This window comes from Leucobacter sp. cx-42, from assembly GCF_014529985.1.
Classification (GTDB): Bacteria; Actinomycetota; Actinomycetes; order Actinomycetales; family Microbacteriaceae; genus Leucobacter.
Genome location: NZ_JACVMU010000001.1, coordinates 329,675 through 341,917 on the forward strand (window position 1 = coordinate 329,675; position 12,243 = coordinate 341,917).

Here is a 12,243-nt window from a genome sequence, read left to right on the forward strand (position 1 = left end):
CGGCGTGTCATCAGTAGCGGTCGTACCGAGACGGCTCCAACTCACGGGGCGCCATGCCTGCACTCAGTCTTCGAGGTCGTACACCCCTTCCGGGGGAAGCCCGAGAATTCGGTCACGCATCTCACGTTTCAGCACCTCGAGTCGTGCGAGTTCTTCGTCGCCCTTCCCTGGACGCGCGGTGAGTTCGATGAACTCGGGCACGACGATATCGCTGTCACGAATCACGCTCGTCACTGTCACCTCGCCGACACTGAACTCGAACACGTACCGCTGCAGGGTGTTTCCCCGCTCTGGCCGAGCGAGTTCAGAGACGATCTCGTATCGGTCGCCGGTCACGGATCGCGTCATGAGTTCGAATGCATCGCGCGCACCGGGGCCACCGAACGGGGTGCGGATCCGCAAAGCTCGGCGATCCACACGACCAGATTCGAGTCGCGCTTCGAGCGCGGGAATCGCGCGGCCCAGGGCAGCAAACGCGTGCGCAACGCCACCGGGGAACTCCGAGCCGTGGTACCGCATGCAGTCAGCAAACGTAAACGTGTGGGCGAGACCGTTTTCCCACAGCGTGATCTCCCGGCTTGCCTCCCCCTGCCCGGGTGCGGTCGATTCGTTCGCAGCGTCTCCCGCGGCAACCTCATCCGCCAACCACGCCAACGATCGATAGAGCAGCTGCGTCGCACCGGGCATGAACCCTGAGCCATGGTGGTAGACGGGGTCCATCGTGCTGACCAGCACACGCGCGCCGTCGGCGGGCTCCCACACCGCAAGGATCGAGCCGTCAATGCTGCCGTCGACGTGATCCAAGTCAACGAGACTCGTCGCGTCAGTAGGAAGCTCGAGCACGCCGTGCGAGTGCCAAATGACCGAGCGGTCAGAGAAGTGTCGCTGCGCGGGATGGTCAAGCGCTACGCGACGCTTGCGGTGCGGCTCCCCCGTGCGCCACCACCAGAAGATGGTGGGTCGCTCGTGTTCGACAAACTGCGGGAACCACGTACCGACGCGGTTTTCCCCGAGCACGACGCCGGGAACGCCCGCCGCAAATCGTTCGAGCAGCGCGGGACCAGCCGCAGCAAGCAGATCCTGACGCAGGCGGTCGCTCACGAGGATCGCGTCTGCGCCAGACAGCACGTCCACAGCGGACTCCCCTGCCTTGGCATTACGGGCCCGGAGTACCTCGTCGCCGAGCTCACGCGCGAGATCCCGAATGTGTACCGGAATCAGGTTGTAGATGCCGAGCGCAGGATCGGCGAGCGTCGCAAGCTGAGCGTGCGATCCGCCGTGAACGAAGGCGATACGCCGGGTCATGCTGCAGTCTCTTTCTGCTCGTCTGCCGCGCGGAGCCATGCGGTAAGCTGTGCTCCCATGTGTGCGGTACCGCGATCCGCCGAAATGAAGTGAGTCAGGTCGTTGCCGCAGTGCACGAGCACGCGACCGGCACCGAGCGGATACTCATAGTCAATTGGCGCCAGGAGCTCACCCAGGCCGTGAATGATCATGGCGTGCTCGGGCAGCCAGGCGGGGTAGCCGCGGCCGTAGAATCCAGCGACGCCGATCTCTCGCAGCCGCTCGAGCGACTGCGGCCCGGGCTCGCCGGTGCTAAAGAGGAACAGGTCAGGGTCGGCACCTTCCCACACCGGATGGTCGTTCAGCCGAGTGAGCCGCAGGTCGCGCGGCCCAGCGAACGCGAGCTTGCACCAGGTCGCGAGTCCCGTCAGGAACGGCCGCTGCACGTGCCCGTTCACGAGCACACGCCCGCCACGCTCTACGAAGCCATCGAGTAATTGCTGTTGCTCGGCGAGAAACACCTGATCGGCGTCGCCCGCGATGATGATGCCGGTCACCTCGCTGAGATCGGTCTCAGGCAGCCGGTACACGTCAAGCGCCACCGGCTCGTCAGACGCGGCAGCGGGCAGCGGCGGCGTCTCGTGCATTACTGCGCGAATAATCACACTCGCACTCCTTCTTCTGTGGGCGCGGATCGCACCGCGGCAGACCATGCCGCGGGAACGGCCGGGCCAAAGTCTGGAACAATGAGGCGCCGCAACGCACTCGGGGTCATCACGTCAGCGGTCTGCATGCCGAGCCCGTACAGCTCAGACAGCAGATCTTCGGTGAGCAGCTCCCCCGTGGCACCGACGCGCACGTCATCTGGGCCCACGATGAGGAGTGAGCGTTCCGCGATATGGAACGCATGGTCAGGGTGGTGCGTGGTCATCACAATGGCCATGCCCTCATCGGCGAGCGACCGAAGCACGCTCAGGACGCGTCCTTGGTTGCGCAGGTCGAGCGCAGACGCTGGCTCATCGAGCACCATGCTGCTGCACTCAGAAGCGAGCGCACGCGCAATCAAGACAAGCTGCCGCTCACCGCCGCTCAAGCGCGGGTAGCTGCGATCCGCCAAATGTGAGATGCCGATGCGCTCCAGGGCAGCGTCTGCAATCTCCCGGTCATGCTTACCAGGGGTAGACATTGCACGCACGTGACGCGCGCGTCCCATGAGTACGACCTCGCGCACGGGAAAGGCGAAGGCGCTCGCGTGGCTTTGCGGGACGAATCCGACATGGCCCTCGCGCTCGACGTCGCCAGCGGCGGGAACCCGCAGTCCTGCGAGCGTCGAGACGAGCGTGGTTTTGCCGCGCGCGTTCGGCCCAAGCACCGCCAGAATTTCACCGGCGGGGATGGTGACGTTGACGTCGCGGAACGTCCAGTCAGCTGAGCGCCCATAGCGGTACCCGAGCCCGGTTGCCCTAATCATTGCCGCCCCACATTCGCTTTCCATTCTTTATAAGGAGCCCCACGAAGAACGGGGCACCGATGATTGCCGTGAGAATGCCAATGGGAATCTCGGCGGTGGTGATAGTGCGCGAGAGCGTATCGATGAGCACGAGGTAGCTGGCGCCGAGCAATGCGCTCGCGGGGAGCACAAAGCGGTTATCGACTCCGATGAGCATGCGAACCAAGTGCGGCACGACGAGGCCAACCCAGCCGATCACACCGGTGACGGCGACCGCTCCCGCGGTAATGAGTGCCACTGCGACCAGGAGGACCATGCGGGTGCGTGCAGGATCCGCGCCCAAAGCCCGCGCATCTTCGTCGCCCATCGAAAGCAGGTTGACGCGCCAGCGCAGCGCGAGGATCACAGCACCAGCAATCACGATCGGGAACGCGGCAAGGACGAGCTTCGCGTAGCTCGCGGTCGCGAGCGAGCCCATCAGCCAGAACACGATCGACGGCAGCTCACCGTTCGGATCAGCGACGTACGTGAGCATCGAGACAAAGGCGTTAAACATCGCGCCGATGACCGTGCCAGCGAGGATCACCATGAGGAGCGGCGACCCGGGAGTCACCCGCGCGATGAGCAGTACGAGGACCAGCGCAACGAGCCCTCCGACGAATGCGCCGCCGACGAGGTAGGCACCGCCGAGCCCTGCGAGAATCATGAGCACCCCGCCGAGCGAAGCGCCGGATGAGACACCCAACACCTGCGCGCTCGCGAGCGGGTTACGGAAGACCGCCTGCATCGCGGCGCCGCTCAGCGCCAGCCCCGCACCGACGAGTGCCCCGAGCAAGACGCGCGGTAGACGCACGTCGAGCACAACGGTGCCCTGCTGATCGGTCCAGGTCTGATCGACCGGGAGGAAACTTCCGAGCAGAATGCGGGCGGTGTCCGTCACCGGCACCGCGAAGCGGCCGACCGAGAGCGACACCAGTACCGCGAGCACGAGCAGCACCGCGAGCGCAGCAATGACCGAGCCGGGGCGGATCACGCGACGGGCAGCAGGCACCGGCGCTGCGGCAGTGCCGGTCGCGCCGGCACCGCCCGTCACAGCTGCCGAGTTAGCGGCGGAACTGGTCATAGTTCGCACCCGACACGTTGTCGTCGAAGCGCAGGACGCCATCGAGCTCGTCCTCCGAGAGGTCATACGCGAAGAGGTCATCAAACGCGTCGATCGTGTCTTCGCGCAGGTCAACGTTGCCCGCCTCCGGGTAGAGCAGGTGGAACATCCACTCCCACATGAGCGGCGACTCCGAGCCGGGAACCTGCCAACGGTAGCCACCGAGCGGGGTCTTGTACACGCGGCCATCCTTCACCGCCTGGACTGATGCGAGGCGCGAGTCGGCCATGATCTGCTCGGGGGTCGACTCGTCGAACGCACTGAGGAAGATGACCTCGGGGTTCCATTCGAGGATCTGCTCCGGGCTCACCTGTCCGGTATCCGAGACGAAGTCCTGCGAGACGAGGTCAGCACCGACGAGGTCAAACTGGAAGCCGTCGTAGCCGCTGCCGGTCGTCGCCGAGTAGCTGTCTGCCGCTGCGGAGAGCATGATTGCGCGCGGACGCTCAGACTTCTGCGCGGCAACCTGCTCCTGCATGTCAGCGATCTGCTCGTGCTGCCAGGCAACGAGTGCTTCGCCTCGCTCTGGCTTACCCGCAATCTCTGAGAAGAGCGTGAGCCAGGTCTCGAGGTCCTCCTGCGTGCCGTACTTCAGGCCAACGACCGGGATGCCGGCGTTCTCGATCGGTGCGATGACGTCGTCACCACGATCGCCCCACTGCACGACGACGTCGGGCTGCAACGTGAGCAGTGTCTCAACGTTCGGTACGAAGTCTGCGCCAGCAACCGTGGTCGTGCTCGATGACTCAGGGAACATCGTGGCAAACATGCCGCCCTGGTTCGCCTGCAGCGTCGACTCGTTGATGCCAACGATGCGATCGTACGAGCGGTCTACCGCTGCAAAGATCGACGGCGCTGGCATCACCGTGAACGCCACCTTCTCGACATTTGCCGGAAGTTCGACAGTCTCGCCTCGCTGATCTGTCAGAACGATGCCGCTGTCAGCAGATTTCGACTTCGCTTCGCTTGCAGATTCCGAGGTGCACCCGGTGAGCAGGAGCGTGACAGCACTCACGGTTGCGAGCGCGCCAAGTCCAGTGCGTCGGAGCTTGGCGGAGAACGAGTGGGTTCTGGACAGGGAGGACATTCGTGCCTTTCGGTGGCGAAACTATGAACGTCGTAACCATATCTGACGTTAGTAAGGTTTGCCTAACTAACATCAGATTAGCTAACATAACGAGCCTTCTGCCCACCGTTGCCCCACTCTGGATTCCATTGCGCACGTTGTCCCCACACCGATCGTGCAAACCGCAGGTCTTGCACCTCAAGTTCAGCGGGAGGGGCACCGTGGACAGCCCGAAATGCACGCGTAAAGGCAGGCAGATGCGCATACCCCACCTCACGTGAGACCTCAGATGGCTTCGCTCCAGAACCGAGCATGTGCCTTGCGCCGGTCATGCGCAGCAGTCGGCGCAACACCGCCAGCGAGACCCCGGCACGCTCACCCACCGCACGCTGCAGCATGCGCTCATCCAACCCCAAACGACCCGAGAGCTCCAGGTTGGTCAGATGCGGCGAGCGCGCGCTCATACTGGCGAAGCGCGCGAGCACCGCGTCTCCCGCGGTCACCTCGGCCACGGTGGCGCCGGCAAGCACTTCGCGAAACCCCTGTTCTGCGTCAACCCCGACGGCGCCAACGGCGGTGTAGGCGGCAAGCATCATCGACAGCACGCGAACATCCGAAATGTCCCCCAACTGCGCGGGAACGAGTGGTTCACCCACCCCGCCTGCCGCGCCCGATCGGAACCCAACCGGAAGCACCATAGATCCTGGTGGAATCTCCAGCGAGTTTGGCATTCCAGCAGGGATCACCGCCGCCTGCCCCTCGGCCAGGTCAATACTCCGACCGCACACCATCAGCCGCGATCCGCCAACCGCCGCCCAGACGGCAACGTGAGCTCCGTTCGCTCGCACCCAGGTACCCTGCGCGTGCCCGCGCACCACACGTGGCAAGACCACACGCGCCTCATGAACCCGCGACTCACCACTCAGCATTGCTTCGCGCCAGCGCCCCGGCGTCGCACCCACCTCACGCGTGAATGCACGAATAAACCCAGCAACGCTCTGATAGCCGACGTGGTGTGCCACCCATCCGAGGGAACGCCCCTCCTGAATGAGCTTCGCAGCGGCCACCACCCGTGAGCGACGTAGCCAGCCAGCCAATGTCATGCCGGTCTCAGCGAGGAAATTTCTCTGTACATTGCGCTGACTCCACCCCAATCCGGAGCGCGCGAGCCACTCAGCGACGTCAAGCTCCGGGCGCGCCGCAAGCACCTCGGCACATGCCCGGAGGTCCCGCGATGACGGCCACACGAGTTCGGGTATGGCCAAATCGTCAGCACCGTGCACTTCAACGGGAGATGGCGACGCGTCGAGATACCCAAGCGAGCCGCCGAACGCACGCACGAGCTCTGGCAGGATCCGCTGCTCCACGGTCACGCGCGCCCCGGACGTCGCCCCCATTCCCACGGCAGGCACCGGGAGCACCACGTCTCCACGCCCAACTCGAATCGCAAGCACGTCACCGGCTGCAATCCATATTCCGCACCCGGCACGCACGACGATCTCGCCAGCAGCCGTACGGAATCGGGCCGCCCCAGCGAGCACCACAAACAGCACCGATTCACGCATTCGAACAGGATCCCCTTGGGGAGCGGGTAACACGATGTCGTTTCCTATCAACAGATCTAGGTTAGGTAAGGCTAACTTTGATGCTATCGCGGGCAACTGAACCGCGCAGAATCACGTACATTTCTTTGAAAGGCTGCACTCAGCATGGCCAGAAGACTGCCCACATTCATCGCCGCGATGGGAGCTATCTTGCTCCTCGCCGGCTGCTCGGGCACACCGGCAACCACCACCGACGACACCACCGCAGGGAACACCGCAAGCGGCGACTGGCCCCGCACCATCGAACACGCAGCGGGGAGCACCACAATTGATGAGGCTCCGCTTCGCATCGTGTCGACCTCGCCGTCACTGACGGGCAGCCTCCTCGCAATCGATGCACCGCTCGTCGCCACGGGTGCCGCAACCGTCACCCCGCTCACTGACGACAAGGGGTTCTTCACGCAGTGGGCAGACGTCGCTGACGAGCGCGGTGTCGAGGTCGCCTACGCCAACCTCACGCTCGACATCGACGCGATCGATCAGTTTGAGCCAGATCTCATCATCGGCTCAGCGAATGGCGGCGACGCGACGAGCGATGCCTACGACCAGCTCTCGGAGATCGCTCCCACCGTGCTGCTCGACTACAGCAGCGTCACCTGGCAGGACCTCACGACGGAGCTTGGCGAGATCACCGGCCTCGAAACGAACGCGACCGAACGTCTTGCCGAGTACGACAGCTGGGTCGCCGGCGAGGCAGCAAAGCTCAGTCTCCCCGAACAGCCCGCTACGGCGCTCGTCTACATGGGCGCCGAGGGCGCCTGGTCGTTCTTGCCTGAGAGCCCGCAGGCGCAGCTCCTGTCGTCGCTCGGTTTCACCTACGAGCGCGCGAACGACGCATTTGCCGCTGAGGGCCAGGCCGGCCGCGATGTCGACGTACTCTCCAGCGAAAACATGGCAGCAGGCCTCGAACAGGCTCAGAGCATCTTCATCGTCGCGATGGGCGGCGGCGACCCGGTCGCTGATTTCACGGGTGACCCGCTGCTCGCAAACCAGGCGGCCGTGGCCAACGATCGCGTGTACAGCCTGGGTTCGCAGTCGTTCCGCCTCGACTATTACAGCGCCAAGCAGACGGTTGCACTCATCGTCGACGCCTTCGCCAAGTAGGCCATGGCACTTTCACCAGCGACCGCTCCCGTCGGGCAGGCCTCCCCTGCCCGACGGGCTTCGGCCGTGTTCGCCCTCACGCTCGCGCTGCTCCTTGCCACCGCTGTGCTCGGTATCGGAGTCGGCTCGCACCCACTCCCAGCGCGCACGGTACTCACGGCACTCGTGTCGTATGACCCCGGCAATAGCGAACATCTCATCGTCGTGCAGTCACGGCTGCCGCGTATTCTCCTCGGAATCATCGTCGGTGCCGCGCTCGGCCTTGCTGGCGCGCTCATGCAATCGGTCACCCGAAACCCGCTCGCTGACCCGGGCATTCTCGGCATTAACGCTGGCGCCGCGCTTTGCGTCGTCATCGCGATCAGCGTCTTTGGCGTGAGCGCACCCGCGGGCTACCTCTGGTTTGCGTTCATCGGTGCGGCCCTCGCTGCCGTGGTGGTCTATGCGCTGGGATCCGCGCGCGGAAGCGCAGCAACCCCGGTACGCATCGCCCTCGCCGGTACCGCAGTGAGCATTGTGATCGGCTCACTCACGCAGGTCGTGATGCTCAGCGACGAAACCGCGTTCAACTCCTTCAGGTTCTGGGCCATCGGCTCACTCCAGGGACGCGGCTTCGATGTCTTGTTCACCGTGCTGCCGTTCATTCTCGTCGCAGTGATTTGCGCCATGTTTCTCGCGGCCCCACTCAATGCCATCGCGCTTGGAGATGACGTTGCCGCGTCACTCGGCACCAGCGTCACCGGGGCGCGGATCGCGGCAGCCATCGCCGTCGTCGTCCTCGCTGGCGCCGCGACGGCTGCTGTTGGCCCCATCGGCTTCATCGGTCTCGGGGCCGCTCACATCGCTCGCTTTGCAACGGGCAATGAGCACCGACTTCTGCTTCCACTCGCGACACTCGTTGGCGCGACGTTGCTCGTTGTTGCAGACACGCTTGGCCGTTGGATTGTCGCTCCTGCGGAGCTGCAGACCGGTATCGCCGCCGCCCTGTTCGGCGGCCCCGTCTTCATCGCACTCGTCCGTTCTCGAAAGGTGTCTGCACTGTGACTGACCTCACCGCACTCGCCCCGGTGACGGGAACGTTCCTTCGTCGAAACGGATACTCCGTTCGCATACATCCGCGCACCATGTGGGTGAGCGCCATCGCGATCGCCGTCTTGCTCCTGCTCATCACCGCAACCCTGGTGATCGGCACCAAGCCGCTCTCTGCGGGCGAACTCGCCACCCTCTTCAGCGGCGATGCCAAGCCATCACTCACTCGTTCGGTGTTCGGTCGCAGGCTCCCCCGCGTCATCACCGCAGGAGCGGTGGGCGCGCTCCTGGGGATGAGCGGCGCCACCTTCCAATCAATCTCTCGGAACGCGCTTGGCTCCCCCGACATCATCGGGTTCACGGCTGGCGCGGCGACCGCAGCAGTGTTCCAGATCGTCGTGCTCCGCGGCGGCCTGTTCGCCACCGCTGTTGCCTCGATCATTGGCGGCATCTTGACCGCACTCATTGTCTACGCTTTGTCACGTCGCAATGGCACGACCGGCGGCTATCGACTGGTGCTCGTCGGCATTGGCGTCGGTGCCGTTGTCAGCGCAATCTCCTCGCTCCTCATCGCCCGCGCTGATGTGAGTGACGCAACCCTTGCCCAACTGTGGGGAGCCGGATCACTCATCGGTCGGGGTTGGCCGCACGCCCTCGTCACCGTACTTGCGGTGTGCGTGTGCCTCCCGCTGTTGAGCGTGTGCGCGCGCGGCCTCACCCTCATCGAGATGGGCGACGAGACGGCCGCCGGCCTGGGGCTCCGTGTCGAACGCACTCGGTTCTTCGCCATGCTCGTTGCGGTCTTGGCTGCCGCTCTCGCCACCGCAGCCGCGGGCCCAATCGCATTCATCGCGTTTGCTGCCGGCCAGATTGCGCGCCGCCTCACGCGCGCCCCCGGCATCTTCGTCGGCCTCTCAACCTTGATCGGATCGCTCTTGCTCGTGGCAGCCGATCTCCTCACGCAGAACCTGAACATCGGCATGCGCACCCCCGTCGGCTTGATCACCAGCGTGCTCGGCGGACTCTATCTGCTCTGGCTGCTCGCCCGCCGCATCTAATCCAGAAACACTCTCATGATTCCTCTCGATTCCGTCGCGCTCTCTGCCGCATCCCTTTCGCTCGGCTACGCCGGCGAGCCAATCATCACCGACCTTGATGTGTCGATTCCCGACCGCAGTTTTACGGTCATCATCGGCCCAAACGGGTGCGGAAAGTCAACGCTGCTAAAGTCACTCGCTCGCATGATCCGCCCACTCCAAGGTCACGTGTCACTCCACGGTGAAGATATTGCGGCGGTTCGCCCGAAAGCACTCGCTCGCCGCATCGGCATGCTCACGCAGTCGCCAATGGCGCCCGCCGGACTCACCGTTGGCGATCTTGTCGCGCGTGGTCGGAACCCGCACCAAACGTTGCTCCGCCAGTGGAGCGTCTCAGACGAGGAAGCGGTTTCGGCCGCGCTCGCCGAGGTCAATATGACCGAGCACGCTCACCGCTTCGTCGATGAGCTCAGTGGTGGTCAACGTCAGCGCGCCTGGATCGCGATGGCACTCGCCCAACACACCCCGGTGTTGTTGCTCGATGAGCCAACCACCTACCTCGACGTCGCGCATCAGCTCGATGTGCTCGATCTCTGCTCACAGTTGCACGCTGGCGGCCGCACCCTGGTCGCCGTATTGCACGATCTCAACCTCGCCGCACGGTATGCCACGCACATTATTGCCATGCGGGAGGGGCGGATCATTGCCACCGGTGCACCAGCAGAAACGATCACGCCGGAGCTGCTGCACACGGTGTTTGACCTCGAGGCCCGCGTGATTCCAGACCCGGAAACCGGCAGGCCCCTCGTGATTCCCCGTGACCGACGTGCAAGTGCGCTCGTCACGACCCCAGCGGGCGCCTGACCCGCGTTTTCTTCCCGTTCGTTTCGTATTCCAACACAGGAGCATCCAATGAAGTCCACCGCACCGCTGCAGCAGTCAGCCGCAATTCAGTCAGACGATCACAACCGCGGGCTCCAGCTCGATACCGCAACCGTGCGCGCAATCATCGAGGTGAGCCCACAGCTTGCCCGCGTAGTGCTCGCCGTCCCGAACTTTGACGACGAGCCCCTGTGGCAGCGCCCGAACGCCGCCCTGCGGTTCTACTTCGACGAGCGCTTCGATTCAGAGACCCGGGTCTACACAGTGCGCTCGTTCAACGTCGAAGATCGCACCGTTGATGTTGACGTCGTGCGTCACGGCAGCGCGAGCCCGATGATGCGCTGGCTCGACAGCCTCAGCATCGGAGACACCGTCGAGTTTGGCGGCCCGCGCCCGCACTTTGTGTTCCCCGAGTCGCAGGGTCGTGAGCTCGCGATATTCGCCGACGCGACGTCGCTCCCTGCGCTCTATGCCATCCTTGCTGCTGCGGCAGAGGACACGGAGAGCGAGCCGCTGCGTGGACGCGGGTGGGTCGCCACCGACGACGAAGTAGCCTTCGCTGAGCTGCCCAGTATTCCGGGCATCACTCTGACGCGGATCGCACCAGGTCGTGGGTTTGACGCTCACGTTGCGAGCATTCCGGCGACCACAGAAGTTGCCGTGTGGGCTGCGGGCGAGCGCGACGAGATGAAGGCCATTCGCTCGCATTTCAGGAAGGAACGCGGGCTCGCAAAGGGCGACGTCGCAGTCTTCGGCTACTGGAAGCGCGGGACAACAAACACCCAGATCGACGAGTTCCGTCTCGCCGCCTACGAACAGACGCTCGCTGCTGGCGGCAGCGTCGGCGATCTCGACGACCTCGCGCTCGCAATCTAAACGTTCCCGCCAGCACCACCGTGTTCTGCGCGGAACACGTGCACCACGGCGTTTGCGTGCCCGTGCCCCATACCCGCTGCTTTCAACGCAGCAACCTGCGCCATGTGCTTCTCTCCGGTATGGGGCGCGAGCAACGCGAACCACTCAGACATCGGCTTCCCATATTTGGCCTCGATAAATGGGAAGTAGGACTTCGGTCCCTTCGTCGTCAGCTCGGCCCCTGCAGGCTGCTCAGCCACTGCCATCGCTAGGCCTCCTCGCACGAGAACGACCACATCACGCCGTAGCGGTCAAACACCTGGCCGTACCAGTCGCCCCACGGCGCTTTCTCGAAGGGCATACCAGCCTCGCCGCCGCCCTCGAGGAGCCCTGCGATGAGCGCCCGCGCTTCGTCGGGCGTATCAGTCGTATAGAGCATTGAGTACGCAGTGCCGCGTACCGGATACTCCGTGCCCGGATCCATTGAGTCGCCCCCGGCGATCACCCCGCCGGGCAGCGTCAGAGTCGCGTGCGCGACCGCGTCTGCCGGCGGCTCGAACGGCATGCCTTGCAGTTGCATGTCGCCGTAGCGAATGATGTTCAGCTCTCCGCCGAAGACTTCGTGCCAGTGTTGCATCGCCTCGCCGGTCACACCATCGAGCGAAATATAGGTTGCAATTGAGTGCGCCATGACGTCTCCCTTGACGTTGTTTAGGTGGCTGCGCTGAGCCGTGTGCAGATCAGTATGCAGCACAAAGCTGCGAGACACA

At 64.3% G+C, this 12,243-nt stretch carries 13 protein-coding genes; 5 read left to right on the forward strand and 8 right to left on the reverse strand.

Going from position 1 to position 12,243, the window contains the following annotated elements:
• Positions 1–63: 63 nt before the first annotated feature.
• The 6 genes from ICM05_RS12585 to ICM05_RS01545 form a co-directional block, all read right to left on the reverse strand.
• A complete protein-coding gene (locus ICM05_RS12585) occupies positions 64–1,305 on the reverse strand; it encodes a hypothetical protein (RefSeq protein WP_215401717.1) in 1,242 nt (413 codons plus the stop codon).
• Complete coding sequence (locus ICM05_RS01525) at positions 1,302–1,949, reverse strand: hypothetical protein (RefSeq protein ID WP_188022784.1); 648 nt, start codon at positions 1,947–1,949, stop codon at positions 1,302–1,304. Before ICM05_RS01525 ends, ICM05_RS12585 begins: the two co-directional genes overlap by 4 nt.
• Complete coding sequence (locus tag ICM05_RS01530; protein ID WP_188022785.1) at positions 1,946–2,755, reverse strand: ABC transporter ATP-binding protein; 810 nt, start codon at positions 2,753–2,755, stop codon at positions 1,946–1,948. Before ICM05_RS01530 ends, ICM05_RS01525 begins: the two co-directional genes overlap by 4 nt.
• Complete coding sequence (locus tag ICM05_RS01535) at positions 2,748–3,857, reverse strand: iron ABC transporter permease (protein ID WP_188022786.1); 1,110 nt, start codon at positions 3,855–3,857, stop codon at positions 2,748–2,750. The genes ICM05_RS01530 and ICM05_RS01535 overlap by 8 nt, the downstream gene beginning before the upstream one ends.
• A complete protein-coding gene (locus tag ICM05_RS01540) occupies positions 3,838–4,983 on the reverse strand; it encodes an ABC transporter substrate-binding protein (RefSeq protein ID WP_188022787.1) in 1,146 nt (381 codons plus the stop codon). The genes ICM05_RS01535 and ICM05_RS01540 overlap by 20 nt, the downstream gene beginning before the upstream one ends.
• 77 nt (positions 4,984–5,060) lie before the next feature.
• Positions 5,061–6,527: a helix-turn-helix domain-containing protein gene (locus tag ICM05_RS01545; RefSeq protein ID WP_188022788.1), complete on the reverse strand. Its 1,467-nt coding sequence runs from the start codon at positions 6,525–6,527 to the stop codon at positions 5,061–5,063.
• Positions 6,528–6,671: 144 nt separating this feature from the next.
• On the opposite strand from ICM05_RS01545, the gene fepB reads away from it, so the two are divergent.
• Genes fepB through ICM05_RS01570 form a run of 5 tightly spaced genes read left to right on the forward strand, consistent with a single transcriptional unit; the run spans position 6,672 to position 11,494 of the window.
• The gene (gene fepB / locus ICM05_RS01550; protein WP_188022789.1) at positions 6,672–7,670 is read left to right on the forward strand and encodes a Fe2+-enterobactin ABC transporter substrate-binding protein; all 999 of its coding nucleotides are present in this window, start codon (positions 6,672–6,674) and stop codon (positions 7,668–7,670) included.
• Positions 7,671–7,673: 3 nt separating this feature from the next.
• On the forward strand, positions 7,674–8,714 hold the full coding sequence (locus ICM05_RS01555; RefSeq protein ID WP_188022790.1) for an iron ABC transporter permease: 1,041 nt from the start codon (positions 7,674–7,676) through the stop codon (positions 8,712–8,714).
• A complete protein-coding gene (locus tag ICM05_RS01560) occupies positions 8,711–9,757 on the forward strand; it encodes an iron chelate uptake ABC transporter family permease subunit (RefSeq protein WP_353055782.1) in 1,047 nt (348 codons plus the stop codon). Before ICM05_RS01555 ends, ICM05_RS01560 begins: the two co-directional genes overlap by 4 nt.
• 15 nt (positions 9,758–9,772) lie before the next feature.
• A complete protein-coding gene (locus tag ICM05_RS01565) occupies positions 9,773–10,600 on the forward strand; it encodes an ABC transporter ATP-binding protein (protein ID WP_188022791.1) in 828 nt (275 codons plus the stop codon).
• A gap of 48 nt (positions 10,601–10,648) precedes the next feature.
• Positions 10,649–11,494 carry a siderophore-interacting protein gene (locus tag ICM05_RS01570; protein WP_188022792.1) on the forward strand — a complete coding sequence of 282 codons (846 nt, stop codon included), beginning with the start codon at positions 10,649–10,651 and terminating at the stop codon, positions 11,492–11,494.
• Here ICM05_RS01570 and ICM05_RS01575 read toward each other — a convergent pair.
• Together ICM05_RS01575 and ICM05_RS01580 are read right to left on the reverse strand one after the other, a co-directional pair.
• A complete protein-coding gene (locus ICM05_RS01575; protein ID WP_188022793.1) occupies positions 11,491–11,739 on the reverse strand; it encodes a DUF4287 domain-containing protein in 249 nt (82 codons plus the stop codon). The two genes, ICM05_RS01570 and ICM05_RS01575, sit on opposite strands and share 4 nt — an antisense overlap.
• Positions 11,740–11,741: 2 nt before the next feature.
• Positions 11,742–12,164: a VOC family protein gene (locus ICM05_RS01580; RefSeq protein WP_188022794.1), complete on the reverse strand. Its 423-nt coding sequence runs from the start codon at positions 12,162–12,164 to the stop codon at positions 11,742–11,744.
• Positions 12,165–12,243 lie beyond the last annotated feature (79 nt).

What these genes read in the sequence shown, in the direction of transcription:
- ICM05_RS12585 (WP_215401717.1), bottom strand. Translation starts at nt 1,305, where the DNA reads ATGACCCGGCGTATCGCCTTCGTTCACGGCGGATCGCACGCTCAGCTT.
- ICM05_RS01530 (WP_188022785.1), bottom strand. Translation starts at nt 2,755, where the DNA reads ATGATTAGGGCAACCGGGCTCGGGTACCGCTATGGGCGCTCAGCTGAC.
- ICM05_RS01535 (WP_188022786.1), bottom strand. Translation starts at nt 3,857, where the DNA reads ATGACCAGTTCCGCCGCTAACTCGGCAGCTGTGACGGGCGGTGCCGGC.
- ICM05_RS01540 (WP_188022787.1), bottom strand. Translation starts at nt 4,983, where the DNA reads ATGTCCTCCCTGTCCAGAACCCACTCGTTCTCCGCCAAGCTCCGACGC.
- ICM05_RS01545 (WP_188022788.1), bottom strand. Translation starts at nt 6,527, where the DNA reads ATGCGTGAATCGGTGCTGTTTGTGGTGCTCGCTGGGGCGGCCCGATTC.
- fepB (WP_188022789.1), top strand. Translation starts at nt 6,672, where the DNA reads ATGGCCAGAAGACTGCCCACATTCATCGCCGCGATGGGAGCTATCTTG.
- ICM05_RS01555 (WP_188022790.1), top strand. Translation starts at nt 7,674, where the DNA reads ATGGCACTTTCACCAGCGACCGCTCCCGTCGGGCAGGCCTCCCCTGCC.
- ICM05_RS01565 (WP_188022791.1), top strand. Translation starts at nt 9,773, where the DNA reads ATGATTCCTCTCGATTCCGTCGCGCTCTCTGCCGCATCCCTTTCGCTC.
- ICM05_RS01570 (WP_188022792.1), top strand. Translation starts at nt 10,649, where the DNA reads ATGAAGTCCACCGCACCGCTGCAGCAGTCAGCCGCAATTCAGTCAGAC.
- ICM05_RS01575 (WP_188022793.1), bottom strand. Translation starts at nt 11,739, where the DNA reads ATGGCAGTGGCTGAGCAGCCTGCAGGGGCCGAGCTGACGACGAAGGGA.
- ICM05_RS01580 (WP_188022794.1), bottom strand. Translation starts at nt 12,164, where the DNA reads ATGGCGCACTCAATTGCAACCTATATTTCGCTCGATGGTGTGACCGGC.